Origin of the sequence: Citrobacter sp. Cs237 (assembly GCF_030332325.1) — a bacterium.
Lineage (GTDB): Bacteria > Pseudomonadota > Gammaproteobacteria > Enterobacterales > Enterobacteriaceae > Citrobacter_A > Citrobacter_A sedlakii.
This window is the reverse complement of record NZ_JAOWIB010000032.1, coordinates 47,590-62,459: the sequence shown is the minus strand read 5'-3', so window position 1 is coordinate 62,459 and position 14,870 is coordinate 47,590. Positions and strand designations below refer to the sequence as shown.

The 14,870-nt window shown below is 57.2% G+C and carries 12 protein-coding genes; 9 read left to right on the top strand and 3 right to left on the bottom strand.

Features of this window, described 5'->3' with window-relative positions; translation table 11 throughout:
• Positions 1–70 precede the first annotated feature (70 nt).
• Entirely contained in the window at positions 71–1,777 is a 1,707-nt protein-coding gene (narQ, locus tag OGY07_RS00645) for a nitrate/nitrite two-component system sensor histidine kinase NarQ (RefSeq protein ID WP_286598058.1), read from the bottom strand.
• Positions 1,778–1,963: 186 nt separating this feature from the next.
• On the opposite strand from narQ, the gene aegA reads away from it, so the two are divergent.
• The 3 genes from aegA (at position 1,964) to OGY07_RS00630 (ending at position 5,833) form a co-directional block, all read left to right on the top strand.
• Entirely contained in the window at positions 1,964–3,925 is a 1,962-nt protein-coding gene (gene aegA, locus OGY07_RS00640) for a formate-dependent uric acid utilization protein AegA (protein WP_042290898.1), read from the top strand.
• 168 nt (positions 3,926–4,093) lie between these two features.
• Positions 4,094–4,669 (top strand): GDP-mannose pyrophosphatase NudK, encoded by a 576-nt coding sequence (gene nudK / locus OGY07_RS00635; RefSeq protein ID WP_042290897.1) that lies wholly within the window; start codon positions 4,094–4,096, stop codon positions 4,667–4,669.
• 123 nt (positions 4,670–4,792) lie between these two features.
• A complete protein-coding gene (locus tag OGY07_RS00630; protein ID WP_211935437.1) occupies positions 4,793–5,833 on the top strand; it encodes a DUF1176 domain-containing protein in 1,041 nt (346 codons plus the stop codon).
• Positions 5,834–5,847: 14 nt separating this feature from the next.
• Here OGY07_RS00630 and tkt read toward each other — a convergent pair whose 3' ends face one another.
• Positions 5,848–7,842: a transketolase gene (gene tkt, locus OGY07_RS00625; RefSeq protein ID WP_211935438.1), complete on the bottom strand. Its 1,995-nt coding sequence runs from the start codon at positions 7,840–7,842 to the stop codon at positions 5,848–5,850.
• 20 nt (positions 7,843–7,862) lie between these two features.
• Positions 7,863–8,813 (bottom strand): transaldolase, encoded by a 951-nt coding sequence (gene tal / locus OGY07_RS00620; protein WP_042290891.1) that lies wholly within the window; start codon positions 8,811–8,813, stop codon positions 7,863–7,865.
• Positions 8,814–9,091: 278 nt separating this feature from the next.
• Here tal and maeB point away from each other — a divergent pair, with 278 nt between their 5' ends.
• The 6 genes from maeB to pta all read left to right on the top strand — a co-directional run bounded on the left by maeB (position 9,092) and on the right by pta (position 14,837).
• A complete protein-coding gene (gene maeB, locus OGY07_RS00615; RefSeq protein ID WP_042290889.1) occupies positions 9,092–11,371 on the top strand; it encodes an NADP-dependent oxaloacetate-decarboxylating malate dehydrogenase in 2,280 nt (759 codons plus the stop codon).
• 158 nt (positions 11,372–11,529) lie between these two features.
• Entirely contained in the window at positions 11,530–11,865 is a 336-nt protein-coding gene (eutS, locus tag OGY07_RS00610) for an ethanolamine utilization microcompartment protein EutS (RefSeq protein ID WP_042290888.1), read from the top strand.
• A 12-nt stretch (positions 11,866–11,877) separates the two neighbouring features.
• Positions 11,878–12,360: an ethanolamine utilization acetate kinase EutP gene (eutP, locus tag OGY07_RS00605; RefSeq protein WP_060570546.1), complete on the top strand. Its 483-nt coding sequence runs from the start codon at positions 11,878–11,880 to the stop codon at positions 12,358–12,360.
• Entirely contained in the window at positions 12,335–13,024 is a 690-nt protein-coding gene (gene eutQ / locus OGY07_RS00600) for an ethanolamine utilization acetate kinase EutQ (protein ID WP_181822776.1), read from the top strand. Before eutP ends, eutQ begins: the two co-directional genes overlap by 26 nt.
• Complete coding sequence (gene eutT / locus OGY07_RS00595; RefSeq protein ID WP_286598048.1) at positions 13,021–13,824, top strand: ethanolamine utilization cob(I)yrinic acid a,c-diamide adenosyltransferase EutT; 804 nt, start codon at positions 13,021–13,023, stop codon at positions 13,822–13,824. The genes eutQ and eutT overlap by 4 nt, the downstream gene beginning before the upstream one ends.
• Complete coding sequence (gene pta / locus OGY07_RS00590) at positions 13,821–14,837, top strand: phosphate acetyltransferase (protein ID WP_060570551.1); 1,017 nt, start codon at positions 13,821–13,823, stop codon at positions 14,835–14,837. The genes eutT and pta overlap by 4 nt, the downstream gene beginning before the upstream one ends.
• Positions 14,838–14,870 lie beyond the last annotated feature (33 nt).

Sequence of the window (14,870 nt, the reverse complement as noted above, 5' to 3'; positions counted from 1 at the left end):
ATGTAAATTATCATGCCTCTTTGCGGCGTTTGTCAGCTTCCTGCGCGCTTACGTCCGGTTTTGTGAAATTCTACGTCAGATGTGCGGTATCGTCTTGCGAATCTGTCGAACGAAAGCTAATGCTCACTAACGTGCCGCCGCCGGACGGTTGAGAAAAACTCAGCGTGCCGCCAAGCCGTTCCGCACGTTCCCGCATAATATTCAGGCCGTAATGCCCTGCCGGTTCATCCGGTTCGCCAATGCCCACGCCGTTATCGCGAATATAGACCGTATGATCGCCATCCGGCGCGGTCACGCAGCTGACGGCGATTTCACTGGCATTCGCGTGCTTCATCGCGTTAAGAACCGCTTCGCGAATAATTTGCAGTAAATGCACCTGCATCTGCGCGTCAAGCGCCAGCGTCGGCAGGCGGCAGTCCAGCGTCAGTTTCGCGGGCGTCTGAGCTTGCAGGGTTTCCAGCATCTCATGCAGCGCGGAGGGGAGATCGGCCTGCTGCAGCGTCAGGCGGAAGGTCGTCAGCAGTTCACGTAACTGGCGGTATGCATCATTCAGCGCCCGGGAGAAGTCATCCATGATTGACTGCGCAGGGGCGTTATCTTCCGGAATCGAACGCTTCAGCAGCGTCAGTTGGATGCGCAAATAAGAGAGCACCTGCGCAAGCGAGTCGTGCAGTTCGCGGGCGATAGTGGCTCGTTCCTCCATCAACAACAGCTGTTGGAAATGCTTTTGCGCCTGGTTAAAGTACAAGCCGCGGCCAAGCATCGTTGAGACGCTGTTCAACAGGGGGATTGCGCTGTTCACGTTCTGGCTCTGCCAGTGCAGTTCACCGTAAACCGTGTCCTGCATCGTGACCGGCAGGATCTGCATCGGCAATTCGGTTTGTTTTTCGCCTTCGCTGATGCGCCAGTTCTCGCCAACGGTCAGTTCCAGAAACTGGGCGGCTTCGTTTTCGCGCACAATTTGCAGGATATGACGAAAACAATGAACGTCAATCTGGCTGGTATTCAGCGCCTGCGAACACTGGTAAAGCACCTCAAGGCGACGTCTGGACTCGTGCAGGTCGCGGGTTTTTTCCTCCACGCTGGCTTCAAGCGAACGGTACAACTTGTGCAGCTCGCTCGACATCTGGTTGAAGGTTTTCGCCAGCAACCCCAGTTCGTTCGGCAGATGGGTTTCCAGCGGAGGGGAATCGAACTGGCCGTGTTCAATACGCTGGCTGGCCATCACCAATTGACTTAACGGACGTACTACCTGATGGCGAATACGTCGCAGGGTGAAAAAAACAAGGGTAAAGATACCGATGCCGCCCGCCAGCGACGTGCCGACAACCAGCATGACCTTGCGTTCGGCGTAGTGCTGTAACGCCAATACGAACAGATCGATCTTATCGACATAGGCATTAATGTTGGCCTGATACCAGGGTAAATCGCCGTCAATCAGCCGCTTATTCATCTCCAGCCAGTTGGCGTGCAGTTGCCCGTAGCGGCTTTTTACCGCCTGCGGCACGTACCAGGCGTTCAGATTGCTGAGAGCGGGAGAGTTCAACGCCTGCTGGAAAAGCTGGCGATGGGCGGTCAACTGCGAACTACGGCTTTGCAGATCGTAACCCAGCCGGTAGCTCTGCATGCGCAGCGAACCGGCGACGTTAATCGCCTCGGCATCGCGCAGGCTGCTCGCCAGCGTTAACAGCGCTACGCCGGTGGACAGAATCGACAGCAGAACAATGTAAAAAAAGGCCCGGGCCAGGCTGGCCGAGACGGGACGTTTGACGATCACTGGCGTGAGTTCCTTTAACCGTGTTCAGGATGAAACGCAGTTTCATTGAAGCTGAAATAAATTGATCTGCTTCAGGTTCTGTAGAAATAGTTGTGCTTCCTGGGCAGATGAACATTGCCGACGCCCTGCTTAGTCGGTAATAACACGTAAAGAATAAGGTTTTTACAACCAAAAAAGAAGGTCGCCATGAACCGTTTTATTATGGCCAACAGCCAACAGTGCCTGGGATGCCATGCCTGCGAAGTGGCTTGCGTTATGGCCCACAATGATGAGCAACACGTCCTGAGTCAACAACATTACCGGCCCCGGATCGCGGTCATCAAACACCAGCATCAGCGCAGTGCCGTCACCTGTCACCACTGCGAGGATGCTCCTTGCGCCCGCAGTTGCCCGAACGGCGCCATCAGCCATATTAACGATAGCGTACAGGTCAATGCGCAAAAATGTATTGGCTGTAAATCCTGCGTGGTGGCATGCCCGTTTGGCGCGATGCAGATTGTCCTGACGCCGGTCGCGAAAGATCAGGTTAACGCGACCGCTCACAAGTGCGATCTTTGCGCAGGGCGCGAAAACGGACCGGCCTGCGTGGAAAACTGCCCGGCGGACGCGCTGCAACTGGTGACGGAAGGGAGCTTAGCCCGCCTGGCGAAAGCGCGACGACTGCGTACCGCACGCCAGGAAATCCAGCCCTGGCATGCGGAAACAGGAGGACAAACATCGCCGGGTATCAGCAAAATCGAGCAGATGCGCGCCACGCCTGCGCGCGGTGAGCCGGATAAGCTGGCCATTGACGCGCGCAAAACCGGCTTTGATGAAATCTACCTGCCGTTTCGCAGCGCGCAGGCAAAGCAGGAAGCGTCTCGCTGCCTGAAATGCGGCGAGCACAGCATTTGTGAGTGGACCTGCCCGTTGCACAATCACATTCCGCAGTGGATTGAACGGGTGAAGGCTGGCGACATTGATGCGGCGGTAGAACTCTCTCATCAAACCAACTGCTTGCCGGAAATCACCGGGCGTGTTTGTCCTCAGGATCGTCTCTGTGAAGGGGCCTGTACGGTGCGGGACGAATATGGCGCGGTGACCATTGGCAATATTGAACGTTACATATCCGATCGCGCGCTGGCAAACGGCTGGCGACCGGACCTCAGCGACGTACGGCAAAGTGATAAACGGGTGGCGATTATCGGCGCGGGTCCGGCGGGCCTGGCCTGTGCGGACGTGCTGGCGCGCCACGGCATCAGCGCCACGGTTTTCGACAGGCATCCGGAGATCGGCGGGCTGCTGACCTTCGGCATTCCGGCGTTTAAACTCGACAAATCGCTGCTGGCGCGCCGCCGGGAAATCTTCAGCGCAATGGGAATTCATTTCGAGCTGAACTGCGAAGTAGGTCGCGACGTCAGGCTGGAGACGCTACTGGACGAATACGACGCGGTGTTTGTCGGCGTAGGGACCTACCGTTCGATGAAAGCCGACTTACCTAACGAAGATGCGCCGGGCGTGTATGACGCGTTGCCGTTCCTTATTGCCAACACCAAACAGCTGATGGGGCTGGATGAACACCCGGATGAACCGTACATCAATACCGCCGGGTTAAACGTCGTGGTGCTTGGCGGGGGAGATACGGCCATGGACTGCGTGCGTACCGCGCTGCGTCACGGCGCAAGCAAAGTGACCTGCGCCTACCGTCGCGACGAAGCCAATATGCCCGGCTCGAAGAAAGAGGTGAAGAACGCGCGCGAAGAGGGGGCTAATTTTGAATTTAACGTTCAGCCTGTTGAGCTGGAACTGAATGCCGAAGGCCGGGTTTGCGGCGTGCGCTTCCTGCGTACCGAGCTTGGCGAGCCGGACGCCCAGGGCCGCCGCCGTCCGGTACCCATCGCCGGCAGCGAGTTTGTGATGCCCGCGGACGCGGTGATCATGGCGTTTGGTTTTCATCCGCACGGCATGCCGTGGCTGGAAACCCACGGCGTGAAGGTGGATAGCTGGGGACGCATAGCGGCAAACGTTGAAAGCGCCTACCGCTACCAGACCACTAACCCGAAAATCTTCGCCGGTGGTGATGCGGTACGCGGCGCAGATCTGGTGGTGACCGCGATGGCCGAAGGGCGTCATGCCGCGCAGGGGATTATCGACTGGCTGGGGGAATAGTCCCTGTGCCTGATGGGGTGTGGTTAAGCTGGCGTCGACTTCGCACTCCTGATGTCGGATAAGACGCTCAGCGTCGTCCGGCATCGCACATAATTCAGCGTAATCCCACGCAGACAAATCCGGATCCGCGGCGTAGTATGTTTTCTCACCTTACGCTGTGGAGCCGGTATGTCGCAAAAAATTACCCTCGTTAAAGACAAAATCCTTTCTGATAACTATTTCATCCTGCGCAATATCACCTACGATCTGACCCGCTCAAGCGGCGAGGTGATTCGTCACAAGCGCGAAGTGTACGACCGCGGCAACGGCGCGACCATTCTGCTGTATAACGCTGAGAAAAAAACGGTGGTGCTGATCCGTCAGTTCCGCGTCGCGACCTGGGTTAATGGCAATGAAAGCGGACAGCTCATTGAAACCTGCGCCGGACTGCTCGACAACGACGAGCCGGAAGCCTGTATCCGCAAAGAGGCCATTGAAGAAACCGGCTATGCCGTCGGCGAAGTGCGTAAATTATTTGAGCTGTATATGTCCCCCGGCGGCGTCACGGAACTGATCCATTTCTTTATTGCTGAGTACAGTGACAGCCAGCGCGCAAATGCGGGCGGCGGCGTCGAAGATGAAGAGATCGACGTGCTGGAGCTTCCCTTTACCCGGGCGCTGGAGATGATTAAAACGGGCGAGATACGAGACGGTAAGACCGTGTTATTGCTTAACTATTTGCATTCTTCGCATTTAATGGATTGATAATTAAAGGTTATATTTCTTTACGAATTATTGACGCAATCCGATAAATCCGATTGAGGATGGCTAACTGCGCAACGAAGATACGACCTGTTGCTCGTTTGACTTCTGGGGTTATCACCGTCCATGCGCTATCGCGTCATTTTCCTTTTCCTGCTCGGCCTGCTTCCGGGTCGACTGTTATGGGCGGCCCCGGCGCAGCAGGCCTTTTCTGACTGGCAGGTGACCTGTAATAACCAAAACTTCTGCATTGCGCGTAATACCGGTGACCATGGCGGTCTGGTGATGACCCTCAGCCGTAGCGCAGGCGCACATACTGACGCCGTTTTGCGTATCGATCTTGGCGGCTTAAAAACGCCAGAGGGCGAAAAAGAGATCGCGCCGCGACTGCTGCTTGACGGTCATCCTCTGGCCCTGAACGGCCAGCGCTGGCGCGTCACGGCATGGCATCTCATGACTGACGATACGGCGACGATAAGCGAGTTTCTGCAGACGATTCAGGAAAGCGACGCGATTACCCTGCGTAAAGGCAGTCAGCGCATTTCATTAACCGGGCTGAAGGCCGCGCTGCTGTTTATCGACGCGCAGCAAAAGCGCGTGGGAAGCGAAACGGCGTGGATTGATAAAGGCGACGATCCGCCCCTCAGCGTGCCGCCCGCGCCCGCACTGAAAGGCGTGGCGGTAGTTAACCCCACGCCCACGCCGCTGTCTCTTGAAGAACGAAACGATCTGCTCGATTACGGTAACTGGCGAATGAACGGTATTCGCTGTTCGCTTGATCCGTCGCGCCGGGATGTCCGCGTCACTGCGCTCACCGATGATAAAGCCCTGATGATGATTGCCTGTGAAGCCGGCGCGTGGAACACCGTCGATCTGGCGTGGGTTGTGTCGCGCAAAAAACCGTTGGCTTCCCACGCTGTTCGTCTGCGTCTGCCGTTTAAAAACGGGTCGGGGGGCAATGACATGGAGTTGATGAACGCCAGTTTTGATGAGAAATCCCGCGAGTTGATAACTCTGGCGAAGGGGCGGGGAATGACGGATTGCGGTATTCAGACCCGCTGGCGCTTTGACGGTCAACGTTTTCGCCTGGTGCGTTACGCGGAAGAACCGAGCTGCGATGGCTGGCATGGGCCAGATGCCTGGCCCACGCTGTGGATTACGCGCTAAGGTGAAGACAGATATCAGGCCTTCAACACTTTCTGCGCCTTCGCAACGATATTCTCGACCGTAAAGCCAAAGTACGGGAACAGCTTGTCGGCAGGCGCCGATTCCCCGTAACCCGTCATACCGACAATTGCGCCTTTCAGGCCGACGTATTTGTACCAGTAATCGGCAATACCGGCTTCGACCGCCACGCGCGCCGTCACGTTTGACGGCAGCACCGACTCACGGTATGCCTCGTCCTGGGCATCAAAAATGTCCGTTGAAGGCAATGAAACCACCCGCACGTTACGTCCTTCGCCGGTCAGCTTTTCCGCCGCCTGCAGCGTAATTTCCATCTCCGAACCGGTCGCGATCAGAATGATGTCCGGCTTGCCGCCGCTGTCTTTTAGCACGTAGCCGCCGCGGGCAATCTCTTTTACCTGCTCCGGCGTACGCTCGACCTGCGCCAGATTCTGACGTGACAGGATAAGCGCCGTTGGACCGTTATGACGTTCCACCGCCAGCTTCCAGCCGACCGCCGCCTCAACCTGATCGCACGGTCGCCAGGTGCTGAAGTTCGGCGTCAGGCGCAGGCTCGCCAGTTGTTCCACCGCCTGGTGGGTCGGGCCATCTTCCCCCAGGCCAATGGAGTCATGGGTATACACCATGATCTGCCGCGCCTTCATCAGCGCCGCCATGCGCGCGGCGTTTCGCGCATACTCGACAAACATCAGGAAGGTAGCGGTGTAGGGGACAAATCCGCCGTGATGAGCAATGCCGTTGGCGATGGCGGTCATGCCGAATTCGCGCACGCCGTAATGGATATAATTTCCCGCCGGGTCCTCTTTCAGCGAGGTGGATCCTTTCCAGATGGTCAGGTTGCTGGGCGCCAGATCCGCCGAGCCGCCAAGCAGCTCCGGCAGCAGCGGTCCATAAACATTGAGCGTGTTTTGCGAGGCTTTGCGGGTGGCGATTTTCGCCGGATTCGCCTGCAGGTCGTTGATGAATTTCTGCGTCGTCTCTTCCCAGGCTTCCGGCAGGCCGCCGCTCATCCGGCGGCTAAACTCGGCGGCAAGATCCGGATACGCCTTCTCATAGGCGGCAAATTTTTCTTTCCAGCGCTGTTGCGCTTTTTCGCCTTTCTCACGGGCATCCCAGGCGCGATAAATCTCTTTTGGGATCTCAAACGCCGGATGGCGCCAACCCAGCTTCTGGCGGGTCAGCGCGACTTCTTCTTCGCCCAGCGCTGCGCCGTGCGACTCCTCTTTACCTGCTTTGTTCGGTGAGCCAAAACCAATAACCGTACGGCAGATAATCAGCGACGGCTTGTCCTTCACGCTCTGGGCTTCCTGAATCGCTTTCTTCACCGCTTCCGGATCGTGGCCGTCTATTTCATGCACCACATGCCAGTGGTAGGCTTCAAACCGTTTAGCCGTGTCATCGGTAAACCAGCCTTCGGTTTCGCCATCAATGGAAATGCCGTTGTGATCGTAAAAGCCGATCAGTTTGCCGAGACCCAGCGTGCCCGCCAGCGAACACACTTCGTGTGAAATCCCTTCCATCAGACAGCCGTCGCCCATAAACACATATGTGAAGTGGTCGACGATCTCATGATCCGGCTGGTTGAACTGCGCGGCGAGAGTGCGTTCCGCAATGGCCAGGCCGACGGCGTTCGCCAGCCCCTGACCCAACGGGCCGGTGGTGGTTTCTACACCCGGCGTATAACCGATTTCCGGATGGCCCGGCGTTTTGGAGTGTAGCTGGCGGAAGTTTTTTAACTCCTCCAGCGGCAGGTCGTAGCCGGACAGGTGCAGCAGGCTGTAGAGCAGCATCGAGGCATGACCGTTAGAGAGAATAAAGCGGTCACGGTCGTACCAGGTGGGATCGGTCGGATTATGCTTGAGAAAATCGTTCCATAGCACTTCGGCAATATCGGCCATCCCCATCGGGGCGCCGGGGTGGCCGGAATTGGCTTTCTGCACGGCATCCATACTGAGCGCGCGAATGGCGTTGGCAAGTTCTTTACGGGACATATTTCTCTCCGTGGCAGTGTTTAAAGTTTGGCAGCGAGCAGGTCTTCCAGTTTGCGCTGGTCGACGGCGAACTGGCGGATGCCGTCAGACAGCTTTTCAACCGCCATTGCGTCCTGGTTATGTTCCCAGCGGAATTCGGCTTCGCTCATCGGCGTCGGACGATGGAAGGTTTGCGAAGAGGGCACCAGCTTGCGAATGACCGGTTCTTCTTTTTCCTGCAGCTGTTTCAGCAGGTCAGGGGAGATGGTCAGGCGGTCGCAGCCTGTCAGCGCCAGAATCTGTTCGGTACGGCGGAAGCTGGCCCCCATGACGATGGTTTCATAGCGGTGCTGCTTGTAGTAGTCATAGATGTTCCGCACGGATTTCACCCCCGGATCTTCATCCACCACATACGGATCCATCGGACTGCGCGCCTGATACCAGTCATAGATGCGCCCGACAAAGGGGGAGATCAGATACACGCCCGCTTCAGCGCAGGCGCGGGCCTGGGCGAAAGAGAACAGCAGCGTCAGGTTGCAGTTGATGCCTTCTTTTTCTAACGCTTCCGCCGCGCGAATGCCTTCCCAGGTGGAGGCCAGCTTGATCAAAATGCGTGATTTTTCGATGCCCTGCTGCTGGTACAGGTCGACCAGATGACGTGCTTTCTCGATGCTTTTTTGTTTATCGAACGAGAGGCGGGCATCGACTTCGGTCGATACGCGACCGGGAATGCTTTTCAGAATTTCCGCACCAAAATTGACCGCCAGCTTATCGCAGGCTTCCGCGACCTGCTGCTCCTGGGTTTTACCGCGTTTTTTACCCCATTCGAGGGCGTCGTCGATCAGGTGGCTGTAATGGTCAAGACCCGCCGCTTTCAGCAGCAGAGAAGGGTTGGTGGTGGCATCCTGGGGCTGATAATGGCGAATCGACTCAATGTCGCCGCTGTCCGCCACGACAGTAGTGAATTGTTTGATGCCGTCTAACTGGTTCATAGGAAATACTCCTTGAAAAGTAAAGTGTTAGGTGAGTGCGTTAATTCACACTTCTGGAAAATTCATGAACTGCATAACAAAAAAGCATAGCAGACAGGCATGGTATTGCTGGCGCAACCGGGTAACATGGTTGTTATGAGTTGATTACAATTTCATTATTTTGAGTCGTAAGAGTTTGGCGACCTTCAAAGTTTGCGCCCCGCACAGCGGTGATAATGTGCGGCGCACCAGGCTGTTGCGTCTCATTTTTTGATCGTTACGTGAAAAGGAACAACAAGATGGATGACCAGTTAAAACAAAGCGCGCTTGATTTCCACGAATTCCCTGTCCCCGGTAAGATCCAGGTCTCTCCAACCAAGCCTCTGGCGACACAGCGCGATCTGGCGCTGGCCTACTCGCCGGGCGTCGCGGCCCCTTGTCTGGAAATTGAAAAAGATCCGCTGGCGGCCTACAAATACACTGCGCGCGGCAACCTCGTCGCGGTGATCTCTAACGGTACGGCAGTGCTCGGCTTAGGCAATATCGGCGCGCTGGCCGGTAAGCCGGTGATGGAAGGCAAAGGCGTACTGTTCAAAAAATTTGCCGGTATCGACGTGTTCGATATCGAAGTCGACGAGCTGGATCCGGATAAATTTATCAACGTGGTGGCCGCGCTGGAACCGACCTTCGGCGGCATCAACCTCGAAGACATTAAAGCGCCGGAATGTTTCTATATTGAACAACAGCTGCGTGAACGGATGAACATTCCAGTGTTCCATGACGATCAGCACGGGACCGCCATCATCAGCACAGCCGCTATTCTGAACGGCCTGCGGGTGGTGGAAAAGAACATCTCCGATGTGCGAATGGTCGTTTCCGGCGCGGGCGCGGCGGCTATCGCATGTATGAACCTGCTGGTGGCGCTGGGAATGCAGAAACACAATATTGTGGTCTGCGACTCGAAAGGCGTGATCTACAAAGGTCGCGAGCCGAATATGGCGGAAACCAAAGCGGCCTATGCAGTGGATGATGACGGCAAACGCACGCTGGATGATGTCATTGACGGCGCGGACATCTTCCTCGGCTGCTCCGGCCCGAAAGTACTGACCCAGGAGATGGTCAAGAAAATGGCCCGTGCGCCAATGATTCTGGCGCTGGCGAACCCGGAACCGGAAATCCTGCCGCCGCTGGCGAAAGAGGTTCGCCCGGACGCGATTATCTGTACTGGACGCTCGGACTACCCGAACCAGGTCAACAACGTGCTGTGCTTCCCGTTCATCTTCCGCGGCGCGCTGGACGTCGGCGCGACGGCGATCAACGAAGAGATGAAGCTGGCGGCGGTACATGCGATAGCCGAACTGGCCCACGCCGAGCAGAGCGAAGTGGTTGCCTCGGCCTATGGCGATCAGGATCTGAGTTTCGGTCCGGAATACATCATTCCGAAACCGTTCGATCCGCGTTTAATCGTTAAAATCGCGCCGGCCGTAGCGAAAGCGGCGATGGACTCCGGCGTGGCGAAACGGCCCATCGCCGACTTTGACGTCTATGTCGATAAGCTGACCGAATTTGTCTATAAAACCAACCTGTTTATGAAGCCGATCTTCTCCCAGGCGCGCAAAGAGCCGAAGCGCGTGGTGCTGCCGGAAGGGGAAGAGGCGCGCGTGCTGCATGCCACCCAGGAGTTAGTGACCCTGGGACTGGCGAAGCCCATCCTGATTGGCCGTCCGGGCGTGATCGAGATGCGCATCCAGAAGCTGGGATTACAGATCAAAGCGGGCGTTGATTTCGAGATCGTCAACAACGAATCCGATCCGCGTTTCAAAGAGTACTGGAGCGAGTATTACCAGATCATGAAGCGCCGTGGGATCACCCAGGAGCAGGCGCAGCGGGCGATGATCGGCAATCATACGGCCATTGGCGCGATCATGGTGCAACGCGGTGAAGCCGATGCGATGATCTGCGGCACTATCGGTGACTACCATGAGCACTTCAGCGTGGTCAAAGAGGTGTTCGGTTACCGTGAAGGCGTGCATGCGGCGGGGGCGATGAACGCGCTGCTGCTGCCGAGCGGTAACACCTTCATTGCCGATACCTATGTCAATGAAGATCCGACGCCGGAAGAGCTGGCGGAGATCACCCTGATGGCGGCGGAGTCGGTGCGTCGCTTTGGTATTGAGCCGAAGGTGGCGCTGCTGTCGCATTCCAACTTTGGGTCATCCAATGCGCCAGCGGCCAGCAAAATGCGCGAAGCGCTGGCGCTGATCAAACAACGGGCTCCGGAACTGATGATCGACGGCGAAATGCACGGTGACGCGGCGCTGGTGGAAAGTATTCGCAATGACCGGATGCCGGACAGTCCGCTGAAAGGTTCCGCCAATATTCTGGTGATGCCGAATATGGAAGCGGCACGTATTAGTTACAACTTACTGCGCGTTTCCAGTTCTGAAGGCGTGACCGTCGGGCCAGTATTAATGGGCGTGGCGAAGCCAGTACATGTATTAACGCCGATCGCCTCTGTGCGGCGGATTGTTAATATGGTGGCGCTGGCGGTCGTTGAAGCACAAACGCAACCGCTGTAATTTCACTTTAATTCATTTCGGCGCGGGTCTCTCCCGCGCTTTTTTATTTCTGCGTAATAGTGATCTCCTTCACCTTTTAAATCACCTTGCCGAATTTTGTTATTTACCCCAGCAAAAAATTGCCACGATAAGACCAGTTTCAACAGGGGCGGTGGCCAATGGATAAAGAACGCATCATTCAGGAATTTGTGCCGGGTAAACAGGTCACGCTGGCGCATCTCATTGCGCATCCAGGTGAAGAACTGGCGAAAAAGATCGGCGTTCCCGAGGCAGGCGCTATCGGCATTATGACGCTGACGCCAGGTGAGACCGCCATGATTGCAGGCGATCTGGCGATGAAAGCCGCCGATGTCCATATCGGCTTTCTCGACCGGTTCAGCGGCGCGCTGGTGATTTATGGAACCGTCGGCGCGGTAGAGGAAGCATTATTGCAAACGGTCAGCGGACTTGGGCGCTTATTAAATTTTACCCTGTGTGAGCTGACCAAAAGCTAATTCGGAGCCGGTATGAAACGTATTGCGTTTGTGGGGGCGGTAGGCGCGGGAAAAACGACGCTTTTTAACGCGCTGCAGGGAAATTATTCCCTCGCCAGGAAAACGCAGGCCGTGGAATTTAATGCCGACGGCGATATTGACACCCCCGGGGAATATTTCAGTCATCCCCGCTGGTACCACGCCTTAATAACCACGCTGCAGGACGTCGACACGTTGATTTATGTCCATGCGGCAAATGACAGAGAAAGTCGCTTACCTGCCGGGCTGTTAGATATTGGCGCCAGTAAACGACACATTGCGGTGATCAGCAAAACGGACAGGCCGGATGCCGACGTGCCTGCTACGCGGGCGTTACTGCGCGGGATGGGCTTTGCAGAGCCGATTTTTGCCCTCAACAGCCAGGATCCGGGCAGCGTACAGCATCTGGTGGACTATCTGAGTGAGCTTAGCCAAAAGGAGGAAGGGGCAGGTGAAAAAACTCATCACAGCGAATGACATACGTGCGGCTCATGCACGCGGCGAACAGGCGATGTCGGTGGTCCTGCGCGCCAGCATTATCACCCCGGAAGCGCGAGAGGTCGCGGAACTGCTGGGCGTGACGATAACGGAATGCGACGAATCTGCCCCGACGACGAGCAGCGTGGACGCGGGCAAATCCGATACCCAGCGCATTCGTGAAACCATCATAGCGCAGTTGCCGGAAGGGCAGTTCACCGAAAGCCTGGTTTCGCAACTGATGGAGAAAGTGCTGAAAGAAAAACAGTCGCTGGAGCAGGCCGGGATGCAGCCGGGCTTTAAATCCGTTACCGGCAAAGGCGGAATCAAGGTTGTTGACGGCAGCAGCGTGAAGTTTGGTCGTTTTGACGGCGCCGAACCGCACTGCGTGGGCTTAACCGATCTGGTGACTGAGCAGGATGGCAGCAGCATGGCCGCCGGATTTATGCAGTGGGACAACGCTTTCTTCCCGTGGACGCTGAACTACGACGAAATCGACATGGTGCTGGAAGGCGAACTGCATGTGCGTCATGAAGGCGAAACCCTGATCGCCAGAGCCGGGGACGTCATGTTTATCCCTAAAGGCTCCAGCATTGAATTTGGCACGCCGACGACCGTGCGCTTCCTGTACGTAGCGTGGCCTGCGAACTGGCAATCGGTATGAACGACTTCATCACCGAAGCATGGCTCAGAACGAACCATACGCTCAGCGAGGGTGCGGAGATCCATCTTCCCGCTGACGCCCGCCTGACGCCCTCTGCCCGTGAACTGCTGGAAAGTCGCCATTTGCGCATCAAATTTCTTGATGAGCAGGGCCGCCTGTTCGTCGACGACGAGCAACAGCAACTGCAGCCGGTGCACGGCCTGACCAGCAGCGACACCCATCCGCAGGCCTGCTGCGAACTGTGCCGCCAGCCGGTGAAGGAGAAGCCTGACACGCTGACCCATCTGACGGCGGACAAAATGGTCGCGAAAAGCGATCCGCGCCTGGGTTTTCGCGCCGCGCTGGACAGCACTATCGCGTTGACTGTGTGGCTGCAAACAGAACTGTCGGACCTCTGGCAGCCGTGGCTGGCGGATATTCGTTCGCGGCTTGGCAATATTATGCGCGCCGACGCGATGGACGAACCGCTGGCGGCGCAGTCGATTGTCGGCCTGAACGAAGACGATCTGCACCGCCTTTCTCATCAGCCGTTGCGCTATCTCGACCACGACCATCTGGTGCCGGAAGCCCGCCACGGGCGCGACGCGGCGCTGCTTAACCTGCTACGCACCAAAGTGCGCGAAACGGAAACCATTGCCGCGCAGGTCTTTATCAACCGCAGTTTTGAGGTTCTGCGACCGGACATCATGCAGGCGCTGAACCGCCTTTCCAGCGCGGTCTACGTGATGATGATTTTGTCCGTCGCGACGCAGCCGCTTACCGTCAGTCAGATCCAACAGCGACTGGGAGGTGAACAATGATCATTGAACGCGCCCGCCAGTTGGCCTTACAGGCGCCTGCCAGGGTGGTGTTTCCGGATGCGTTAGACCCGCGCGTGTTAAAAGCGGCGCACTACCTGCAACAGCAGGGGCTGGCGCGCCCGGTTCTGGTCGCCAGCCCATTCGCTCTGCGTCAGTTTGCGTTGAGCCACCGCGTGGCCCTGGACGGGATTCAGGTCATCGACCCACAGAGCAATCCCGCAATGCGCGAGGATTTTGCCCGCCGCTGGCTGGCAAAAGCAGGCGAAAAAACGCCGACGGATGCGGTGGAAAAACTGAGCGACCCGCTGATGTTTGCCGCAGCGATGGTCAGCGCGGGGCACGCTGATGTGTGCATTGCGGGCAATCTGTCATCGACGGCCAACGTGCTGCGCGCCGGACTACGCATCATCGGCCTTCAGCCTGGCTGCAAAACCTTGTCGTCCATTTTTTTGATGCTGCCGCAGTACGTTGGGCCAGCGTTAGGGTTTGCCGACTGTAGCGTGGTGCCGCAGCCCACGGCGGCGCAACTGGCGGATATCGCCATCGCCAGCGCGGCGTCATGGCGCGCCATTACCGGCGACGAGCCGCGGGTGGCGATGCTGTCGTTTTCCAGCCACGGCAGCGCCCGTCATCCTAATGTCGCTAACGTGCAGCAGGCGACAGAGATCGTGAGGGAACGCGCGCCCCAACTGCAGGTGGACGGTGAACTGCAGTTTGACGCCGCCTTCGTGCCGGAGGTCGCCGCGCAAAAAGCGCCCGACAGTCCGCTGCGGGGCAACGCCAACGTGATGGTCTTTCCGTCGCTGGAGGCGGGCAATATCGGCTACAAAATCGCCCAGCGTCTGGGCGGATACCGCGCTGTCGGGCCGCTGATTCAGGGGCTGGCCGCGCCGCTACATGACCTGTCACGGGGCTGTAGCGTACAGGAAATTATCGAACTGGCGCTGGTGGCTGCGGTGCCGCGCCAGACTGACGCGAGCCGCGTACGCGATTCGCAAACCCTGGTTGTATAAACGGTCCCGTTCTGGACCCCATGAGAGGAAAAC

Bases quoted from the DNA above. Each gene is read 5' to 3' on its own strand.
- aegA (WP_042290898.1), top strand. From the start codon at position 1,964: ATGAACCGTTTTATTATGGCCAACAGCCAACAGTGCCTGGGATGCCAT.
- nudK (WP_042290897.1), top strand. From the start codon at position 4,094: ATGTCGCAAAAAATTACCCTCGTTAAAGACAAAATCCTTTCTGATAAC.
- OGY07_RS00630 (WP_211935437.1), top strand. From the start codon at position 4,793: ATGCGCTATCGCGTCATTTTCCTTTTCCTGCTCGGCCTGCTTCCGGGT.
- tkt (WP_211935438.1), bottom strand. From the start codon at position 7,842: ATGTCCCGTAAAGAACTTGCCAACGCCATTCGCGCGCTCAGTATGGAT.
- tal (WP_042290891.1), bottom strand. From the start codon at position 8,813: ATGAACCAGTTAGACGGCATCAAACAATTCACTACTGTCGTGGCGGAC.
- maeB (WP_042290889.1), top strand. From the start codon at position 9,092: ATGGATGACCAGTTAAAACAAAGCGCGCTTGATTTCCACGAATTCCCT.
- eutS (WP_042290888.1), top strand. From the start codon at position 11,530: ATGGATAAAGAACGCATCATTCAGGAATTTGTGCCGGGTAAACAGGTC.
- eutP (WP_060570546.1), top strand. From the start codon at position 11,878: ATGAAACGTATTGCGTTTGTGGGGGCGGTAGGCGCGGGAAAAACGACG.
- eutT (WP_286598048.1), top strand. From the start codon at position 13,021: ATGAACGACTTCATCACCGAAGCATGGCTCAGAACGAACCATACGCTC.
- pta (WP_060570551.1), top strand. From the start codon at position 13,821: ATGATCATTGAACGCGCCCGCCAGTTGGCCTTACAGGCGCCTGCCAGG.